This is a genomic window from Bacillus sp. DC4300-2b2 (assembly GCF_049895685.1).
Classification (GTDB): Bacteria; Bacillota; Bacilli; order Bacillales; family Bacillaceae; genus Bacillus; species Bacillus safensis.
Genome location: NZ_JAFCSW010000005.1, coordinates 201,009 through 220,324, shown reverse-complemented (window position 1 = coordinate 220,324; position 19,316 = coordinate 201,009). Strand labels below are relative to the sequence as shown.

Below are 19,316 nucleotides of genomic sequence, written 5' to 3'. Positions count from 1 at the left end.
CCAACCTGAATGACTGTGAAACAAGAACTTCTCTACGAAGGCAAAGCGAAAAGAATCTATCAGACCGATGACGAGCATATTTTATATGTTGAATATAAAGACTCAGCTACAGCATTTAACGGCGAAAAGAAAGCCGAAATCGAAGGCAAAGGCAGATTGAACAACGAAATTTCGAGCTTAATCTTTCAAATGCTGCATGAGAAAGGAGTCAACAATCACTTTGTGAAACGCCTTTCTGAAACAGAGCAGCTCATTCAAAAGGTGCAGATTGTTCCGCTTGAAGTGGTTGTACGAAATGTAGTGGCAGGCAGTATGTCAAAACGCCTCGGCATTCCAGAGGGAACGAAACTGGACACACCTTTGATTGAGTTTTACTACAAAGATGATGCACTCGGCGATCCGCTCATTACAGAAGATCATATTCGCATTTTACATGCAGCCACACCTGAGCAGGTAGAGGAAATGAAACAGATCACAAGACAAGTGAATGAAGAATTAAAGCAAATCTTCTCAGACTGTCATGTGAATTTAATTGATTTCAAGCTTGAATTCGGAATAGATCACGAGAATCGTATTTTGCTAGCTGATGAGATTTCACCTGATACGTGCAGGCTTTGGGACAAAGATACAAACGAAAAGCTTGATAAAGACGTGTTCAGACGAAACCTGGGCGGCTTAACGAATGCATACGAAGAAATTTTCAAAAGACTTGGAGGCCATAAACATGTATAAAGTGAAAATTTTTGTCAGCTTAAAAGAGAGCGTTCTTGATCCACAAGGAAGTGCCGTGCAGCACGCTTTGCACAGCATGTCTTATCAGGAAGTAAAGGATGTCCGTATCGGGAAATACATGGAGCTTGTCATTGAAAAATCAGATCGTGATTTAGACACAGTCGTCAAAGAAATGTGCGAAAAATTACTTGCCAACACGGTGATTGAAGATTACCGCTATGAGGTGGAGGAGGTTGTCGCACAGTGAAGTTTGCAGTGATCGTCTTGCCTGGCTCTAACTGTGATATCGATATGTACCATGCGATTCAAGATGAGTTAGGTGAACAAGTTGAATATGTATGGCACGACGAAACGAGTCTTGACGGATTTGACGGTGTACTCGTACCAGGCGGTTTCTCCTATGGGGATTACTTAAGATGTGGTGCGATCGCCCGCTTCTCAAACATCATGCCGGCGGTGAAGAAAGCAGCTGAGGAAGGAAAACCTGTTCTTGGTGTTTGTAACGGGTTCCAAATTCTTCAGGAGCTTGGCATTCTTCCGGGTGCGATGAGACGAAATAAAGACTTGAAGTTTATCTGTCGACCAGTTGAACTCATTGTAGAAAACAACGAAACGCAATTTACAAGCGGTTATCAAAAAGGCGAATCCATTACGATTCCTGTAGCGCACGGTGAAGGCAACTTCTACTGTGATGAAGACACTTTAGCGAAGCTCATTGAACGCGGCCAAATCGCTTTCACCTACGGAGACGATATTAACGGCAGTGTGAATCGAATTGCAGGTGTAACGAATGAAGAGGGCAATGTACTCGGCATGATGCCGCACCCTGAGCGCGCGGTTGATTCATTACTAGGCAGCGCAGACGGACTTAAATTGTTTCAATCTATCGTGAAAAATTGGAGGGACACTCATGTCACTACTGCTTGAACCAAGTCACAAGCAAATTAAAGAAGAGAAATTGTATCAGCAAATGGGATTGAGTGATGAAGAATTCGCTTTAATCGAATCCATTATTGGCAGGCTGCCAAACTACACAGAAACGGGCATTTTTTCTGTCATGTGGTCAGAGCATTGCAGTTATAAAAACTCAAAGCCTGTTTTAAGCAAATTCCCGACAAAAGGAGAACATGTCCTTCAAGGTCCTGGGGAAGGCGCTGGAATCGTTGATATTGGAGACAACCAAGCGGTTGTATTTAAAATCGAATCACATAACCATCCATCTGCGATTGAACCGTATCAAGGAGCGGCGACAGGTGTCGGCGGAATTATCCGTGATGTATTCTCCATGGGTGCGCGTCCAATTGCTGTATTAAACTCTCTTCGTTTTGGTGAACTGACTTCACCGCGCGTGAAGTACTTGTTTGAAGAAGTAGTGGCAGGGATCGCAGGCTATGGAAACTGTATCGGAATTCCAACAGTCGGCGGAGAGGTTCATTTCGATCAAAGCTATGAAGGCAACCCGCTCGTAAATGCAATGTGTGTTGGACTAATCAACCATGAGGACATTAAAAAAGGGCAGGCCAAAGGTGTTGGCAACACGGTCATGTATGTTGGTGCCAAAACGGGACGTGACGGCATTCACGGTGCAACATTTGCATCTGAGGAATTTTCTGATGAATCAGAAGAAAAACGCTCAGCTGTTCAAGTCGGTGATCCGTTTATGGAAAAACTGCTGCTTGAAGCGTGCCTTGAAGTCATCAAAAACGATGCACTCGTTGGGATTCAGGATATGGGAGCGGCTGGCTTAACAAGCTCAAGTGCTGAAATGGCGAGTAAAGCAGGTTCTGGTATCGAGATGAATCTAGATCTCATCCCGCAGCGTGAAACAGGCATGTCAGCATACGAAATGATGCTGTCTGAATCTCAAGAGAGAATGCTTCTGGTTATTGAAAAAGGTCGTGAACAAGAAATCATTGATATTTTTGAAAAATACGATCTTGAAGCGGTATCAGTCGGTCATGTGACAGACGATAAAATGCTTCGTTTACTTCATCAAGGTGAAGTGGTATGTGAGCTTCCTGTTGACGCTCTTGCAGAAGAAGCGCCGGTTTATCACAAGCCGTCAAGTGAGCCTGCCTACTACCGTGAGTTTTTAGAAACAAAAGTTGAAGCACCTGCTATCACAGATGCAGCAGACACGTTAAAGCAGCTCCTTCAGCAGCCAACAATTGCAAGTAAAGAATGGGTCTATGATCAATATGACTACATGGTTCGGACAAATACAGTGGTTGCACCAGGCTCTGATGCGGGCGTTTTAAGAATCCGTGGAACGAAAAAAGCCCTTGCGATGACAACCGATTGTAACGCACGTTATCTCTACCTTGACCCAGAGGTCGGCGGGAAAATCGCAGTCGCTGAAGCAGCACGTAATATTGTGTGCTCAGGCGCTCGTCCACTTGCAGTAACAGATAACTTAAACTTCGGTAACCCAGAGAAACCAGAAATTTTCTGGCAAATTGAAAAATCTGCTGACGGTATTAGCGAAGCGTGCCGCAAGCTAAGCACACCAGTTATCGGTGGTAACGTCTCTTTATATAACGAATCAAATGGAACAGCCATTTACCCAACACCAGTCATTGGGATGGTTGGTTTGGTTGAAGATACAGCTCATATTACGACGCAGTCGTTCCAGCAGGCTGGCGATGTGATTTTCGTTATTGGTGAAACGAAGGAAGAATTCGCAGGCAGTGAGCTACAAAAGATGACAGAAGGCCGTATTTACGGAAAAGCACCGGAAATTGATTTGGATGTAGAGCTCACGCGTCAGGAAGCCCTTCTTGCTGCGATTCAAAACGGACTTGTTCAATCAGCACACGATGTGTCTGAAGGCGGTCTTGGTGTCGCACTTGCTGAAAGTACATTTGGAACAGACGGTCTTGGCGCTCATATCCAAATGGATTTAAACAGCGAAGCTTCATTATTTAGTGAAACACAGTCACGTTTTGTTGTCACAGTGAAACCAGAGCACCGCGAAGCATTTGCTGCGGCTGTCAAAGATGCGAAAGAAGTTGGAACGGTCACAAATGATGGTGTATTCACCGTCAAAAATCAAGAAGGACAACAATGGATTCATGCAGCGGTCAACGAACTTGAACGCGCATGGAAAGGAGCGATCCCATGCTTGCTGAAATCAGAGGCTTAAACGAAGAGTGTGGCGTCTTTGGGGTTTGGGGACACGAAGAAGCCCCGCAAATCACATATTACGGATTGCATAGTCTTCAGCACCGAGGACAAGAAGGTGCGGGAATCATTGCAACAGATGGTGAAAACCTGACGGCACATAAAGGCCTTGGACTGATTACGGAAGTCTTTCAAAACGGTGAGCTAAAGGATTTGAAAGGAAAAGGTGCAATCGGACATGTCCGGTATGCGACAGCAGGCGGAGGCGGCTTTGAAAATGTGCAGCCCCTCTTCTTCCGCTCGCAAAACAACGGCAGTCTTGCCCTTGCTCATAATGGGAACTTAGTGAATGCAACGCAATTAAAGCAGCAGCTAGAGAACCAGGGGAGTATATTCCAGACATCTTCTGATACTGAAGTGCTCGCTCATTTAATTAAGCGCAGCGGCTATATTGAATTGAAAGAGCAGATCAAAAATGCCCTGTCCATGCTTAAAGGAGCATATGCTTTCTTAATTATGACGGAAACTGAAATGATTGTGGCACTTGATCCGAACGGCTTACGTCCGCTTTCACTTGGTATGCTTGGGGACGCTTATGTCGTTGCTTCTGAAACATGTGCATTTGACGTTGTCGGCGCCACGTATTTACGAGATGTGGAGCCTGGCGAAATGCTGATCATTAATGATGAAGGCCTCAAATCTGAGCGCTTCTCCATGAATATTAACCGCAGCATGTGCAGCATGGAATACATTTATTTCTCAAGACCTGACAGCAATATCAATGGCATCAACGTGCATAGTGCGAGAAAGAACCTTGGCAAAAAGCTTGCTGAGGAAGCGCATGTCGAAGCAGATGTTGTGACAGGTGTACCAGATTCGAGTATTTCTGCAGCGATTGGATATGCCGAAGCAACAGGTATTCCATATGAGCTCGGTTTAATTAAAAACCGTTATGTCGGCCGGACCTTTATCCAGCCGTCTCAAGCATTGCGTGAGCAGGGCGTGCGCATGAAGCTGTCTGCTGTGCGCGGGGTCGTCGAAGGAAAGCGTGTCGTGATGGTGGATGATTCCATCGTACGCGGAACAACAAGCCGTCGCATTGTGACGATGCTAAGAGAAGCGGGTGCGACGGAAGTCCATGTCCGCATTAGTTCACCGCCAATTGCACATCCGTGTTTTTATGGAATTGATACGTCCACACATGAAGAGCTGATTGCTTCTTCTCATTCAGTGGAAGAAATTAGACAGGAAATCGGTGCAGACTCCATTGCATTTTTATCTGTAGACGGTTTAATGGACGGGATTGGCAGAAAGTATGATGATCCGCAGCGCGGTCAATGCTTAGCATGCTTTACTGGGAAATACCCGACTGAAATTTATGAAGATACTGTTCTTCCGCATGTGAAGGAAACAGCACTGACGAAATAATCGAATAAAGGAGCAGCAGTCAAGATGATTTGATATGCTGCTCTTTCATTCTGCTGAAAATAAATGGAAGAGAAGCAGCTAAAAGGAGTGAATGGGATGTCAGAAGCATATAAAAACGCCGGTGTCGACATCGAAGCAGGATACGAAGCCGTCAAACGAATGAAAACACACGTAGAACGTACAAAAAGAGCAGGCGTCATGGGTGCTCTAGGTGGATTTGGCGGTATGTTTGATTTATCTGAGCTGCCATACAAAAAGCCTGTTCTTGTCTCAGGAACAGATGGTGTCGGAACGAAATTAAAGCTTGCCTTTTTAATGGATCAACACGATACGATCGGCGTCGATGCCGTGGCAATGTGTGTCAACGATGTGCTTGCACAAGGGGCAGAACCGCTCTTTTTCTTAGATTACTTAGCAGTCGGAAAAGCAGATCCTTTGAAAATTGAATCGATTGTCAAAGGTGTGGCTGACGGCTGTGAGCAGTCTGGTTCAGCGCTTGTCGGCGGAGAAACAGCAGAAATGCCGGGTCTTTATACAGAAGATGAATATGATATTGCTGGTTTTTCAATAGGCGTCGTTGAAAAGGATGAAATCGTGACAGGAGAGAGCATCAAAGAAGGACACTTGCTGATTGGACTCAGCTCAAGCGGAATTCATAGCAATGGATACTCTCTTGTTCGTAAAGTATTGCTTGAAGACGCTGGTCTTGACCTTCATCAAACGTATGAGCCTTTTTCAAGACCGCTTGGAGAAGAGCTTCTTGAACCGACCAAAATTTATGTGAAGCCTGTTCTTAAACAAGTGAAAGCCGGTAAGGTTGACGGTATGGCACATGTGACAGGCGGCGGCTTTATTGAAAATTTACCACGTATGCTGCCTGAAGGGCTTGGTGTTGAGATTGATAACGGCTCATGGCCAGTACCGCCAATTTTCTCCTTTATTCAAGAAAAAGGACAGTTAAAGGCTGAAGAAATGTTCAACGTGTTTAATATGGGCATTGGTTTTGTCTTAGCCGTAAAAGAAGATGACCTTGTCGAAGTGATCAGAGGACTTGAAGAAGACGGAGAGAAAGCTTTTCTCATCGGCCGTGTTCAAAAAGGAGAAGGTGTCACATTCGGCGGTGGAAGCCTCTCATGAAGAAGTTTGCGATCTTCGCCTCTGGAAGCGGGACGAATTTTCAAGCCATTATTGATACATTAAAAAAGGAACAGTGGCAGGCAGAGGCCGCCATTGTGATTTGTGATAAACCGGGGGCAAAGGTGCTGGAGCGTGCTGAGAAAGAGGGCATTCCCTCCTTTGCATTTACCCCGAAGGCTTTTCCGAATAAAGCCGCTTTTGAACAAACGATCATTGAACAGCTTAGGCTGCATGAAGTGGAATGGGTTTTCCTTGCTGGGTATATGAGACTGATTGGTCCGACATTACTTGAAGCATTTAGAGGGAAAATTGTTAATATCCATCCGTCCTTGCTGCCAGCCTTCCCAGGGCTTGATGCTATTGGCCAAGCCTATCAAGCAGGCGTCAAAGTGGCAGGCATCACTGTCCATTTTGTCGATGAAGGCATGGATACAGGTCCAATCATTGACCAAGCGTCGATTTACATCGAACAAGGGGAAGAGCTTGAATCGATTGAAAAAAGAATGCATGAACTAGAACACACACTATATCCAAAAGTGATCAAATCACTTTTAGAATTATCTTAATGAGGTGACGAAGGCATGACGATCAAACGCGCATTAATCAGTGTTTCCGATAAAACGAATCTTGTACCTTTTGTGAAAGAATTAACAGAACTTGGTGTTGAAGTGATTTCAACTGGAGGTACACACAAGCTTCTTCAAGAGAACGGCATTGATGTCATTGGAATTTCAGAAGTCACTGGATTCCCTGAAATCATGGACGGACGACTCAAAACACTTCACCCGAACATTCATGGCGGACTTTTAGCAGTGAGAGAGAACGATGAGCATATGGCACAGATTGAAAAGCATGGCATTCAGCCGATTGATCTAGTTGTCGTGAATCTCTATCCATTCAAAGAGACGATCTCAAAAGAAGATGTGACATATGAAGAAGCGATTGAAAACATTGATATTGGCGGACCGGGAATGCTTCGTGCAGCATCAAAAAACCACCAAGACGTCACAGTGATTGTCGATCCTCGTGATTATGATACAGTCATTCAGCAAATCAAAGAAGGCGGCGTCTCACTAGAGAAAAAGCGTGAGCTCGCTGCAAAGGTATTCCGTCATACGGCTGCTTACGATGCTCTGATTGCAGATTACTTAACAAACTTTGTCGGAGAAACAGAGCCAGAACAGTTCACTGTCACGTTTGAGAAAAAACAATCCCTTCGTTATGGAGAAAACCCGCACCAAGCGGCGACTTTCTATGAAAATGCTCTTCCAGCGAAAGGTTCGTTGGCTACTGCAAAGCAATTACATGGAAAAGAGCTTTCCTATAACAATATTAAAGATGCAGATGCAGCTCTCCAAATTGTACGAGAATTCACGGAGCCGGCCGCTGTTGCTGTGAAGCATATGAACCCGTGCGGTGTTGGTACAGGAGAAACGATTGCAGAAGCATTTGACCGAGCGTTCAAGGCAGACGAAACTTCTATTTTTGGCGGCATTGTGGCACTTAACCGTGAAGTAGATAAACAAACGGCTGACGTGCTGCATACAATTTTCTTGGAAATTGTCATCGCTCCTTCGTTCAGCCAAGAAGCACTTGACGTGTTAACGTCGAAAAAGAACCTTCGTCTATTAACATTAGATGTAGAAGCGGATCTTGGGAAAAAAGAAAAGCAGCTGACAAGTGTCCATGGCGGATTGCTTGTTCAGGATATTGATACGTACGGCTTAGAGGAAGCAACGATCTCTATTCCAACTAAAAGAGAACCAACAGAAGACGAATGGAAAGACTTAAAGCTTGCTTGGAAAGTGGTCAAGCATGTGAAATCAAATGCCATTGTTCTTGCGAAAGATCAAATGACAGCAGGGATCGGCGCTGGTCAAATGAACCGTGTCGGCTCAGCGAACATTGCGATTGAGCAAGCAGGTGAAAAGGCAAAAGGAAGCGCACTAGGCTCTGATGCGTTCTTCCCAATGGGCGATACAGTGGAAGCTGCTGCAAAGGCAGGCGTCACAGCGATCATTCAGCCAGGTGGATCTATTCGTGATGAAGAATCGATTCAAAAGGCAGATGAATACGGCATCGCCATGGTCTTCACTGGCGTTAGACATTTCAAACATTAAGGGGATGACAGTGTGAACGTACTAATTATCGGCAGAGGCGGAAGAGAGCATACCATCGCATGGAAAGTGAATCAAAGTGAACTTGTCAGCCAAGTATTTGTCGCACCCGGCAATGATGGAATGACAGATGCTGCGAAGCTTGTACCAATCGACGAAGGCGATCATGAGGCATTAATTCGTTTTGCAAAAGAAAACGAAATCGGCTTAACCATTGTCGGCCCAGAGGTTCCTTTAATTGCTGGTGTGGTGGATGCATTTGAAGAAGCAGGTCTAAAAGTATTTGGACCGAATGCAAAAGCTGCGGTCATTGAAGGCTCAAAGGAATTTGCAAAAGACTTAATGAAAAATTACCATATCCCGACAGCCGCCTATGCTGCCTTTACATCGTTTGAAGAAGCAAAGGCGTATGTGGAAGAAAAGGGTGCGCCGATTGTCATTAAAGCAGACGGGCTCGCCGCAGGAAAAGGCGTGACAGTGGCTATGACGCTTGAAGAGGCGATCGATTGTCTGCATGATTTCTTAGAGGATGAAAAGTTTGGCGATGCAAGTGCATCTGTCGTCATCGAAGAATTTTTAACAGGCGAGGAATTTTCACTCATGGCCTTTGTCAACGGAGAAAAGGTGTACCCGATGGTGATTGCGCAGGATCATAAACGGGCCTTTGAAGATGACAAAGGGCCGAATACAGGCGGAATGGGCGCTTATTCACCAGTTCCGCAAATTTCAGATGAAGTGGTTCAGAAAGCGGTGGAGGACGTCGTCAAACCGGCAGCTCGCGCGATGGTGCAGGAAGGGCGTCCATTTACAGGCATTTTATATGCAGGCTTAATGCTGACACCAGAAGGCTCAAAGGTGATTGAATTCAATGCACGCTTTGGCGACCCTGAAACGCAGGTGGTTCTCCCTCGACTACAATCAGATCTAGTTCAAGTATTTCTCGATATTCTTGATGGAAAAGATGTGGACTTACAGTGGAAAGACACTGCGGCTGTCAGTGTGGTTCTTGCATCAGAAGGATACCCAGAAGACTATGCAAAAGGCACACCAATTGGTACCTTGCAAACGACTGTCTCTGATGTCGTGACCTTCCACGCAGGAACAAAAAAAGAAAACAATCAATTCGTCACAAATGGCGGCCGTGTAGCGAATGTAACCGCATTTGACGACACATTTGAAGCGGCAAGATCAAGAGTGTATGAAGCGGTTGAAGAAATCATACAGCCAGGTTTATTTTATCGCCGTGACATCGGTGCCCGTGCGCTGAAGGCTGCGGGGAAAAACGTTTAATCAAAACACCTTTCTATCTGACGAGATGGAAAGGTGTTTTTTGTTCATGAGAAGGGATGATGCTCGAATATGAAGAAGTAATATGGGATGACGAATTTATGAGGAGGCAGCATGGTCATTCAAGGAATCATTCTATTTGCCATCGTATTATTTATTTTATTTATACTGTTCTCAAATCTCATCATGTATGAAGCGAGAAAGCAAAACAAAGCCAAAAAAGGCTCAGCCATTAGGTATATGATCATGTCGATTTTTTCTGATATCGTCATTGTTTCATGTTCCATTTGGATTTTTTTTATTAGCTGATTTATAAGAGAGGATGAGTATATGGTGCAATTGAAGGAACTTGCGAACGAGCGTTTTTCTGCCTCGATCTGTATTGATTCATTTAATGAGCGAATCCGTTTGGATGACTATAGCGGCAGGGTGCGGGATGTGATTCAGTCGGTTCTTCAGGAAGCGGCGGACTGTAAGGCTTCTAAGGTCATTGTGAAAGTCAGGCGTGAGCATATGCCTCTTTTTTTAGAAAAAGGCTTTCGGCTTGAAGGTGTTTTTTCTCATTATTTTCTTGGAAGTGATGCGTACGGCATGTCGCTCTTTCTGACGGAGAGTCGAATGAACAGCCCGTATTGGCTGAAGGAAGATGAAATTGTTACGTCTATTCAAGAAAAGCCTCTCAAAAAAGATCAAGGCACGTGGCAGGATGAGTATGTGATGAGGAAAGCGGATACGCAGGATATTCACAAGCTGGCAAAGCTCTATGATACCGTCTTTGAAACGTATCCTACGCCAATGAATGAGCCAGATTACATCCAAAAGGTGATGGAGGAAGGGACGGTTTTTTATGCCGTTGAACATGACGGGCATATTGTGAGTGCAGCATCCGCTGAAATCAATGCGCCGTATGGTCATGCGGAATTAACAGATTGTGCAACCCTTCCATCATATAGAAAACTAGGATTCATGCATCATTTGATTCTAGCACTCGAAAAGGAACTTCAATCCATGCACATTTATGTCTTTTATTCTCTCGCACGTGCACTGTCCTATGGAATGAATCAAGTGTTTTATCAGCTCGGTTATACGTATACCGGGCGCTTCCAAAATAATTGCTATATTTTTGACAAAATTGAAGATATGAATCTATGGGTCAAAACGCCGAATGAATCATGAAATGGTTCTCATCTGATCAAGCAGACCAGATAGGCGGTACGCCATGATACTGAGCTGCAGCTTCATCCGATCATCCGTGGATTTGAGGCTGCAGCCTGTTCTCGTTTCAATTTGTTTCAGCCGGTAGCTTAATGTATGTCTGTGAATAAACAATTCTCCCGCAGATTTTTGAATATTTTCATTGTGGGCCAAATACACTTCGAGTGTATGGATCAGGTCTGCTCCCTGTTTTTTCGTATAAAGCAAAGGACTTAACAGCTCCACGTAAAAGTCATGCAAATTCATACCCGCTTCATTCATTTCAAGAAGCATCCCGTATAAGCCGAGCTTCTGATAATGAATGATGCATTCGTCTGTCTTTAAAAGCGGAAGAAGCCTTGCTGCATACTGCGCTTCCTTCGCGCTTTTTGCAAAGAGACCGATCTGGTCATAGGCTCTCCCAATGCCAATCACGATCGGATGGACGGGAAAAAAATAAGACCAAGTGCTCCGGCACTCTTCTGCTGCGCGATACCACTCCGTTTCTTGAAACGCTTTTTTTCCTGCGGGGGTAAGAACAAAAATGGAATCAAGCCTTGTCTTAAGTAAAAAAGGAATATGTCTCCGTTCAAATATCGACGTGAGCAATTGAGATAGGCGCTGCATCATTTGGTGATCGAGCTGAGTGTGCTGATGCTGAAATTGAAAGTAGATGACCACCTGCTCATCGCTCATATCATATTGCAGCTTTGTTGCTTGCTCGATGACATAGCTTTCTTCTGTGTATTGCTGCTGCAAAATATCATCTAACAAATGACCTTGCATTTGGTTTTCTGTATCTTGAATGGCTTTTTGCTTCAGCCATTCAATCGCATACACGGCTCCGGCATGCTCGATGGCGATTGCGTCGAGATGGTGCCACGTTTCTTTTTTCTTTAAAGCCACAATAAACCCAAAAATATCGCCCATTGCAATGACGGGGCACGCAGCCAGCACAAACGCACCGCACGTGTCATAGACGAGCCGCCCTTTCTCCTCAGCCTGCTTGAGAAGAGGTGTCGTTTCAATTGGTTCGTGATCTGTTTGAAAGCCAAATGCAGGAGAATAAATTACTTCGTCTGTTTCGAGGTGAGCAGCTGTTTGATGTAAAAAAACATCAAGCACAACGATGTTTGCCGAAGTGAGATGTGCCAGCTCATCTGTAATTTGTGTGACATTTTTATTGCTGACATTTAAATGAGTCAGTCTTTGGTGAATGGCTGAAGAATATTTAAGCTGGTGGAGCTGGCTGCTGACGATTTGCTCTAGAACGGCTTTTGTAATGTCTGAGAAGTTGACATGTGAAGGAATCTCGATGAGTGGAATGCCGCTGTTTTTGGCAGCTTCAATCAGTGATGCAGGAATTTCCGTTAAGTACACGCCTTTATAAATGGCAATGGCGGATAGACGATCAGATTGAATCAGTTCTTCAAGCCGGGCGCGCCTTTCCCTATTGTCTGCAAGCCCAAAGCCGGTTGTGACAAGCAGCTCTCCTTCTGAAAGCCTTGAAGTATCTTCGATAATTTCCACGATGGTCACCCACTGAATGAGGCGGTCCAGTCCATTTTCTCCAGCAAGCAGCTTTGTTTCCTTCATGATATCGAGCGAGAGTGCATCTTTGACGAGAATCGCCATAGACTCATGACCTCCTTTTGAACACTCTTATACACGATGTATAAAAAATACGTGTGAAATTCGGGCATATGGCGAATGGAGGATGACTGCCCTCTTGATTAAGCTAATCTTATAACAAGTATACAAAATTTTCTTGCGATTCATGAAAAAAGAAAGATGCAGCTGCTGACGAGAGAGGGAGGAATGACAAAGTGGAGACCCGGGATTACTTAATCAAACCAATGTTGAATCAGCATTATCCTGTGGCTGTGAAAGGAGAGGGGATTTATTTATATGATCGGGACGGGAAAAAATATTTAGACGGCTCATCTGGTGCTGTCACGGCAAGTATTGGACATGGCATACGAGACATCATTGATGCCATGACAGAGCAAGCGAAAAAGGTGAGCTTTACGTACAGATCACAATTCACAAATGAACCAGCAGAAGAACTTGCCTATGAATTGAGTACACTCTGCCCAGGGAACCTGAACTGGTCTTTTTTTGTCGGGAGCGGATCAGAGGCAACAGAGACCGCCATGAAAATTGCCATTCAGCATTGGCAGGAGCAGGGGAAGGCAGAGAAGAATCACATCATCTCAAGATGGATGAGTTATCACGGCATCACACTTGGTGCGCTGTCGATGTCAGGACATATTGCAAGGAGAGAGCGCTTTGAACCACTGCTCGAAAAACACCCGGTGCTGTCTCCGCCATACAGCTACCGTTCATGGCTGCCAAAGGAAGAAAGCAAGCAGGTCGAATGGTATGTACAGGAATTTAAAACCGTCATTCAGCGTATAGGAAAAGAGAGAATTGCGGCTTTTATTGCAGAGCCGATTGTTGGAGCAGCGGGCGCGGCACTTGTACCGCCAGATGGATATTTTGAGGCGATGAAGCGAGTTTGTGAGGAAAACGATATTTTAATGATTGCAGATGAAGTCATGACAGGCTTTGGACGAACTGGGAAAATGTTTGCCATGGAACATTGGGGCGTCGTACCAGATATTATGGTACTCGGAAAAGGCATGAGCGCCGGCTATTCACCGATTGCGGCAGCTGTCTCAGCGGATCATGTGATTGCACCGATTCTCAGCGGTTCGGGCTCTGTGATGGCAGGCCACACATATAGCGGCAATCCGCTTTCAGCAGCCGTTTCACTGGCTGTCATTCGATATATGAAAAAACACCAGCTTCCAGAACGAGCTGATCTGTCTGGCCGATATTTAATGAATGCTTTAAAGGATTTGCAATCAAAACATTCCATTATAGGAGATGTGAGAGGAAAGGGACTGCTCATTGGCATTGAGTTTGTCGCAGACCGATTATCGAAAACACCATTTCCTGCCCATGCTCAAATGACACATTTAGTTGTGGAGACGGCCAAACAGAATGGTTTGCTTGTTTACCCAGCAAGCGCTGGAGAGGATGGCGTAGGAGGTGCAGCAATCATGATCGCACCGCCGCTTTCCATCGCGCAGCAGGAGATGGATGAACTCATTCATTTATTCGGGCAGACAATGACACAGGTCGAACAAGAAGTCATCAATCGAGGGTTTTTCCCATCTGCGATGTAGGGAGGAAAGAGGATGAACAAAACAGCGAGTCTTGATGAAGTGATCACACATTTTAAGGACGGGATGACCATCATGTTTGGCGGGTTTGGCGGTGTGGGGTCACCGCCATCATTGATCGATGCCATCCTAGAAGCCAATATCAAAGACCTGACATTGATCGGAAACGATGCAGGCTTCCCGCAAATCGGTGTTGGCAGGCTAATCACAGAAGGAAGGGTGAAGAAAATCATTGCTTCACATATTGGCTCTAATCCAATTGCCGGGCAGAAAATGCAGGCGGGTACACTAGACGTTCTTTTTTACCCGCAGGGCATCCTAGCGGAAAAGATTCGGGCAGGCGGAATGGGTTTAGCGGGCATTGTGACAGATGTCGGCATGGATAGCCTCAATCTTGATGAGAAACAATTGGTTCCGCTAGGTGGAAAGCAGTATATTCTTGAGCCTGCGCTGACTGCGGATATTGCGATTGTGAATGCCCTCAAAGCAGATGAAGCAGGGAACCTGATTTTTGATAAAAGTGCTCGGAATACAAACCCGATTGTGGCGATGGCAGGAGACTGGACCATTGCAGAAGTAGAAGAGATTGTGCCTGTGGGCAGGCTTCATCCAGAGGAAATTGTGACACCAGGCGTATTTGTGAACCAGATCGTGCAATCAAAAGGAGTGAACTGGACATGGGCATGGGAGACATCGATTTAAGACACCGCATAGCCAAACGTGCGGCACAGGAAATTGAAGATGGGATGATCGTCAATCTTGGGATCGGCATCCCAACCCTTGCAGCTGAATACATCCCACCACATTACGAGGTGTGGCTGCATGCAGAAAACGGCATTATGGGAGCAGGCGCTTCACCAGCACGAGGGGAAGAGGATCCGAATTTGTGCAATGCCGGAGGTTTCCCTATTACATTAACAAAAGGCGGCTCATATATGGACAGCACAACCGCTTTTGGCATCATTCGCAAAGGGATGCTGGATATGACGATTTTAGGTGCACTTGAAGTCAGCAGTCAGGGGGATCTTGCGAATTGGATTGTACCGGGTAAACGAGTACCGGGTATGGGCGGAGCGATTGAACTCGCGCAAAAAGCGAAAAAGGTAGTGGTCGTGATGAGCCACCTTGATAAACACGGACAATCTAAGATAAAAGCCGCCTGCACGCTGCCTTTAACAGCTAAGTCTTGTGTGGATCTGATTATTACAGATATGGCAGTCATTGAGGTCAAATCACAGCTGCTCATTTTGCGTGAAGTCATGCCGCCGTTTCAGCCGGAAGATGTCATGAGGGCGACAGAGGCGCCGCTCATTTTAGCGCCTGATGTCAAATCTGTTGTGTAGAAAGGATGACTGACTTGCAGCCAACCACACGTATCAGAAACTGGATGAAAGAGCATAAGGAGGAAGCCGTAACGCTTCTTCAGCAAATGGTGCAATGTGACAGCACACAAGGGAATGAGCAAGAGGTACAGCAAATCGTAGCAAATAAACTTTCTGCCATTGGCTTTGATGTCGACATATGGGACATTGGCGGAGATGACTTGCTGAACCACCCGTATTTTTATTCCCCAAGGCGTTCTTTTAAAGGAAGTCCTAATGTCGCCGGACGATTGAAAGGAAAAGGCGGCGGCAAATCTATTTTATTAAATGGGCATGTGGATGTTGTCCCAGCAGGAGATCACAAACAATGGACATATCCGCCCTACAGCGGGCATATCATAAACGGGAGACTTTATGGACGCGGGGCAACAGATATGAAAGGTGGAAACGTTTCTTTACTCTTTGCACTTGAGGCACTGCATGCACTTCAGATTCCGCTGAAGGGAGATGTCGTGTTTCATAGTGTTGTTGAAGAAGAGAGCGGCGGTGCAGGCACCCTTGCAGCCATACTGAAAGGATATACAGCAGATGCAGCCATCATTCCAGAGCCAAGTCATATGAAAATCTTTCCGATTCAGCAAGGATCTAAATGGTTCAGACTGCATATTAAAGGAAGGGCTGCTCATGGCGGAACAAGATATCACGGCGTTTCTGCTATTGAAAAGAGTACGATTGTCCTTTCACATATAGCAGCACTAGAAGAAGAAAGAAATCAGCGAATCACGGAGCCGCTGTTTCAGCATATCCCAATTCCGATTCCGATCAATATCGGGAAAATTCAAGGCGGTGATTGGCCATCCTCTGTAGCAGACCTTGTCACAATGGAAGGCAGGCTCGGGGTGATGCCGGGTGAAACGGTAGAACAGGCAGAGAAGGAACTAGAAAATTGGATGGCAGAACTCGGAGAAAAAGATGAATGGTTCCAAGAGCAGCCTGTTGAGGTCGAATGGTTTGGTGCAAGATGGCTACCGGGTTCAATCGATACGAATCATCCGCTTTTAGGTTTATTGAAGGAACAATATGAAGCGGTCATGAAGCAGCCTCCGAAGATCGAAGCCGCCCCTTGGGGAACTGACGGCGGATTACTGTCACAGGCAGCAGGTATTCCCATTATCGTGTTTGGACCTGGAACAACGGAGCTTGCCCATTTTCCGAATGAATCTATCTACATTGAGCATGTGATAGAAGCAGCAGAAATTATTGCAGGGACAATGGTCGAATGGTGTGAAGCAGCGGAATGAGATGAAAATGAACATAAAAAAGAAGGCTGCCTTACTCAGCCTTCTCTTTATGTGTGTCCTGCTGCTCACACATATATGTCACTGGACAAAAACGAAGAATGCCAGATCCTAGTTTCATACCGCCAAACATGATGCCCAAAAGCAGCATTTTACTCCATGGTTTTCTAGCATATAAGGATCCAGCTACAGTACATATTGTCATTCCGCAGGCAATTCTAATGAGCGCTTCCATTAAGCCGAGATTAGGTTTCATTGAAGGTGAATCTCCTTTTTTAAATTATTTTAAGTGTGATTTCAAGAAATTGTAACGTTTCATTAATGCGTAACGTGGTTCGTTATGTTACGATAGGGCTAATACAAATGAAGGAGAGTATGTGAATGTCCGAACGTACTTTTAATTGGAGAAATAATGACATCCGCACACAAATCGATGTAGTCGACTCAAAAATAGTTCCAACACTCCTTTTAACGAATGGACTCGTGCTTAACCCGTTTTTGAAGCAATGGGTGAAGGCAAATATTTGGATACATGATGATCGAATTGTTTATGTCGGAGCAGAGCTTCCTCAAAATAAATCAGCTAAACGTGTGATTGATTGTGAAGGGAAATACATTGTGCCTGGGTATATAGAGCCTCACGCGCACCCGTTCCATATTTATAATCCCCAATCACTTGCAGAATATGTGTCTCAATTTGGCACAACAACAATGGTCAGCGATAACTTATTTCTTCTTTTGCAAAGCAATGAAAAGAAAGCGCTTTCCACTTTGTGTGAATTAAAAAAGCAGCCATTTCAGTATTTCTGGTGGTCCAGATACGATCTTCAAACGGAAGTCAGATATGAAGATGAGATGCTGCCAGTCAACTACCGGAAGGAATGGATTGATCATCCTGACGTCCTTCAAGGCGGCGAATTAACAAGCTGGCCAAGATTGATGGACGGTGATGATCTCATTTTATATTGCATGCAAGAAACGAAGAAGCAGAGAAAACGAATTGAAGGGCATTTCCCCGGAGCTTCTGAGAAAACGCTAACAAAAATGAAGCTGTTTGGCGCGGACAGTGATCATGAAGCGATGAATGCGGACGATGTGTTAAAACGCTTGTCCCTTGGCTATCATGTTTCATTGCGGCATTCTTCCATCCGCCCAGATTTAGTGAACATTTTAAGAGAATTGCATGAGCGTGATTTTAGACACTATGACCATTTTTTCTATACAACAGATGGTGCTGCGCCTCATTTTTATGAGGAAGGCATGATTAACCGTTTGATTTCGATCGCCCTTGAAGAAGGCGTGCCGATCATCGATGCGTATAATATGGCGACATTTAACATTGCAAAATACCATCAAATTGATGACTTATTAGGCGTTGTCGGTCCTGGACGGCTGGCTTCTTTGAATATTTTAGATGATCCAATGAACCCAAATCCTGAAACGGTCATATCTAAAGGGGTTATCCTCAAATTAGATGGCGAGAACCAGCATCAATTCCAAGAAACAAAATGGGAAAATGGCGGGCTTCTTCCATTAGATTTGGGGTATGATCTGACGATGAGTGATTTGCAATTCTCTATGCCGCTAGGTGTGAAGATGAGAAATGCCGTCATCATGGAGCCTTATACAGTGGAAATTGATAACTCAATCAACCAGCTGTCATGTGATCATGATCAAAGCTTCTTTAGCCTGATTGACCGAAAAGGCGAGTGGCGTGTGAATACGATGCTAAAAGGATTCGCAAACAAAGTGCAAGGCTTTGTCAGCTCATTTTCGCTCACGGGTGACATTTTAGTAATCGGGAAAAATAAAGACGATATGATGCTGGCACATAAGCGGATGAAAGAAATTGGCGGGGGAATCGTCCTCACAGAGAACGGGAAAATACTGCATGAAATCCCGCTGCAATTATCAGGCTGTGCATCGGCTGAACCATTTGAGACTGTTCTTCAGCAGGAACAAACATTACGCGAGCTGCTCATTGAGCGCGGCTATCCATTTGACTGCCCAATTGATACACTTGTCTTTTTCCAAAGTACACATTTGCCGTATATTCGAGTGACACCAAGAGGAATATTTGATGTCATGAAAAAAACTGTACTCTTTCCGTCTATAATGCGTTAAAATATAACAGAGTGGAGCTGTATCATCTTTGCCGCATTTCTGAATGCTGTTATAGGGCAGAAGTGAGCTATGGTTCTCTTCACTGCCATGATCTTATGTGGAGCTGTTGACAAAGCAGAGGGCTTTGACATGACGAATGAAGTACTCTAATTGTAAAATGATTCTGTCGGTTACGCTGACCGGCCAACATATTTTGATTGATCGAGCAAGGCGGGGCGCATATTTGTGGGTCTCGCCGAGCTTTCCGCAAAGTCTATATATTAGGGCATAAGACCTAACCAAGCAGAAGTCATCTTTATACAGGAAGCAAACAAGTTTGTCAGATTGTCATACAAGGAAAATGACAGAACTTGTCGAATTTGTTTACGA

General features: G+C 44.9%; 18 protein-coding genes. 16 read left to right on the top strand and 2 right to left on the bottom strand.

All coding sequences use genetic code 11. From position 1 onward, the window contains the following. The first annotated feature begins 9 nt into the window (after positions 1-9). The 11 genes from purC to ablB all read left to right on the top strand — a co-directional run bounded on the left by purC (position 10) and on the right by ablB (position 10,997). Complete coding sequence (purC, locus tag ACP69X_RS16565) at positions 10-732, top strand: phosphoribosylaminoimidazolesuccinocarboxamide synthase (protein WP_039176936.1); 723 nt, start codon at positions 10-12, stop codon at positions 730-732. After that, entirely contained in the window at positions 725-979 is a 255-nt protein-coding gene (purS, locus tag ACP69X_RS16560; RefSeq protein WP_003214349.1) for a phosphoribosylformylglycinamidine synthase subunit PurS, read from the top strand. Before purC ends, purS begins: the two co-directional genes overlap by 8 nt. Beyond that, positions 976-1,659: a phosphoribosylformylglycinamidine synthase subunit PurQ gene (purQ, locus tag ACP69X_RS16555; protein ID WP_024424510.1), complete on the top strand. Its 684-nt coding sequence runs from the start codon at positions 976-978 to the stop codon at positions 1,657-1,659. Before purS ends, purQ begins: the two co-directional genes overlap by 4 nt. Then, the gene (gene purL, locus ACP69X_RS16550) at positions 1,643-3,874 is read left to right on the top strand and encodes a phosphoribosylformylglycinamidine synthase subunit PurL (protein WP_039176940.1); all 2,232 of its coding nucleotides are present in this window, start codon (positions 1,643-1,645) and stop codon (positions 3,872-3,874) included. Before purQ ends, purL begins: the two co-directional genes overlap by 17 nt. Then, the gene (gene purF, locus ACP69X_RS16545) at positions 3,850-5,280 is read left to right on the top strand and encodes an amidophosphoribosyltransferase (RefSeq protein WP_039183010.1); all 1,431 of its coding nucleotides are present in this window, start codon (positions 3,850-3,852) and stop codon (positions 5,278-5,280) included. The genes purL and purF overlap by 25 nt, the downstream gene beginning before the upstream one ends. Positions 5,281-5,376: 96 nt before the next feature. Next, complete coding sequence (gene purM / locus ACP69X_RS16540; protein ID WP_426052888.1) at positions 5,377-6,417, top strand: phosphoribosylformylglycinamidine cyclo-ligase; 1,041 nt, start codon at positions 5,377-5,379, stop codon at positions 6,415-6,417. Continuing rightward, a complete protein-coding gene (gene purN, locus ACP69X_RS16535; protein ID WP_041087079.1) occupies positions 6,414-6,983 on the top strand; it encodes a phosphoribosylglycinamide formyltransferase in 570 nt (189 codons plus the stop codon). The genes purM and purN overlap by 4 nt, the downstream gene beginning before the upstream one ends. Positions 6,984-6,998: 15 nt before the next feature. Then, complete coding sequence (purH, locus tag ACP69X_RS16530; protein ID WP_041087081.1) at positions 6,999-8,537, top strand: bifunctional phosphoribosylaminoimidazolecarboxamide formyltransferase/IMP cyclohydrolase; 1,539 nt, start codon at positions 6,999-7,001, stop codon at positions 8,535-8,537. Positions 8,538-8,549: 12 nt separating this feature from the next. Further along, positions 8,550-9,824 (top strand): phosphoribosylamine--glycine ligase, encoded by a 1,275-nt coding sequence (purD, locus tag ACP69X_RS16525; protein ID WP_041087083.1) that lies wholly within the window; start codon positions 8,550-8,552, stop codon positions 9,822-9,824. Positions 9,825-9,935: 111 nt separating this feature from the next. Then, on the top strand, positions 9,936-10,130 hold the full coding sequence (locus ACP69X_RS16520; RefSeq protein ID WP_041087085.1) for a hypothetical protein: 195 nt from the start codon (positions 9,936-9,938) through the stop codon (positions 10,128-10,130). A gap of 21 nt (positions 10,131-10,151) precedes the next feature. After that, complete coding sequence (gene ablB, locus ACP69X_RS16515; RefSeq protein ID WP_338527734.1) at positions 10,152-10,997, top strand: putative beta-lysine N-acetyltransferase; 846 nt, start codon at positions 10,152-10,154, stop codon at positions 10,995-10,997. Here ablB and ACP69X_RS16510 read toward each other — a convergent pair. After that, positions 10,992-12,650: a PucR family transcriptional regulator gene (locus tag ACP69X_RS16510; RefSeq protein ID WP_426052887.1), complete on the bottom strand. Its 1,659-nt coding sequence runs from the start codon at positions 12,648-12,650 to the stop codon at positions 10,992-10,994. The two genes, ablB and ACP69X_RS16510, sit on opposite strands and share 6 nt — an antisense overlap. A 191-nt stretch (positions 12,651-12,841) precedes the next feature. Here ACP69X_RS16510 and ACP69X_RS16505 point away from each other — a divergent pair, with 191 nt between their 5' ends. From ACP69X_RS16505 to ACP69X_RS16490, 4 genes are read left to right on the top strand one after another with little or no spacing between them, the layout of a single operon-like run. Next, positions 12,842-14,206: an aspartate aminotransferase family protein gene (locus ACP69X_RS16505; protein ID WP_426052886.1), complete on the top strand. Its 1,365-nt coding sequence runs from the start codon at positions 12,842-12,844 to the stop codon at positions 14,204-14,206. Between the two features lie 12 nt (positions 14,207-14,218). Next, positions 14,219-14,905 carry a CoA transferase subunit A gene (locus tag ACP69X_RS16500; protein WP_058837843.1) on the top strand — a complete coding sequence of 229 codons (687 nt, stop codon included), beginning with the start codon at positions 14,219-14,221 and terminating at the stop codon, positions 14,903-14,905. Further along, positions 14,881-15,546, top strand: a complete 666-nt coding sequence (locus tag ACP69X_RS16495; protein WP_041087095.1) for a 3-oxoacid CoA-transferase subunit B — start codon at positions 14,881-14,883, stop codon at positions 15,544-15,546. The genes ACP69X_RS16500 and ACP69X_RS16495 overlap by 25 nt, the downstream gene beginning before the upstream one ends. Before the next feature lie 14 nt (positions 15,547-15,560). Beyond that, on the top strand, positions 15,561-16,826 hold the full coding sequence (locus ACP69X_RS16490) for a peptidase (protein WP_041087097.1): 1,266 nt from the start codon (positions 15,561-15,563) through the stop codon (positions 16,824-16,826). 31 nt (positions 16,827-16,857) lie between these two features. Here ACP69X_RS16490 and ACP69X_RS16485 read toward each other — a convergent pair whose 3' ends face one another. Further along, entirely contained in the window at positions 16,858-17,079 is a 222-nt protein-coding gene (locus tag ACP69X_RS16485) for a YgaP family membrane protein (protein ID WP_024424522.1), read from the bottom strand. A gap of 125 nt (positions 17,080-17,204) precedes the next feature. On the opposite strand from ACP69X_RS16485, the gene ACP69X_RS16480 reads away from it, so the two are divergent. After that, positions 17,205-18,947, top strand: coding sequence for an adenine deaminase C-terminal domain-containing protein (locus tag ACP69X_RS16480; protein ID WP_041087099.1), 1,743 nt, complete (start codon positions 17,205-17,207; stop codon positions 18,945-18,947). Positions 18,948-19,316: the final 369 nt, after the last annotated feature.